Annotated in this window: 2 protein-coding genes; both read right to left on the reverse strand. The window is 64.1% G+C overall.

Going from position 1 to position 543, the window contains the following annotated elements:
* The coding region (gene tnpB, locus ACPUER_RS37085) for an IS66 family insertion sequence element accessory protein TnpB (protein WP_425133620.1) at window positions 1-170 on the reverse strand (170 nt) is incomplete at its 3' end.
* On the reverse strand, window positions 137-543 hold a 407-nt coding region (locus tag ACPUER_RS37090; protein ID WP_425133619.1), incomplete at its 5' end, for a transposase. The genes ACPUER_RS37090 and tnpB, both read right to left, overlap by 34 nt.

Here is a 543-nt window from a genome sequence, read left to right on the forward strand (position 1 = left end):
GATTGCCGGTTCGCAAACAGGTACGCATGGTGGGGCCGCACCGCGCCGAACACCTTGACCACGCGCGCCAGCAACGTATCGACGCCGGCACGCATGTCGACCGGCTCCGTCGCCAGCCAGATGGTATCGATGCGAATCATCGCAGCCAGTCCTGTAACCACGTCGCACATTCGCCGGCCGCGGACACTGGCCAGCGCACCGTGACCGTCGCGGCTCCCCGGTGGATTTCGATCTGGATGTCAGTGGAACCCGATGCGTTAGCCGGTGCGTCGAGTTGCAACGGAACGAATGCGGCAGGAACGTCCTTCGTTTCGACAGCCTCCGCAGGCGCCCCCGACGCCTCTCGCGTAGCCGCCACCCATCGACGCAGCAGATTGGCATTCAATCGGTAGTGCAGCGCCACCGCCGCAATCGACACGTGCGGCTGCATCGCCGCGCGGATCGCCTTCTCCTTGAATTCCTTGCTATGTCGCCGACGTCCCCCGGTCGGGCGAAGCTCGTCGTCAAGTGGCGTTGCCTTCGTCATCATGTACACCTGTCCAT

The organism is Burkholderia sp. DN3021, from assembly GCF_049805555.1.
Lineage (GTDB): Bacteria > Pseudomonadota > Gammaproteobacteria > Burkholderiales > Burkholderiaceae > Burkholderia > Burkholderia pyrrocinia_C.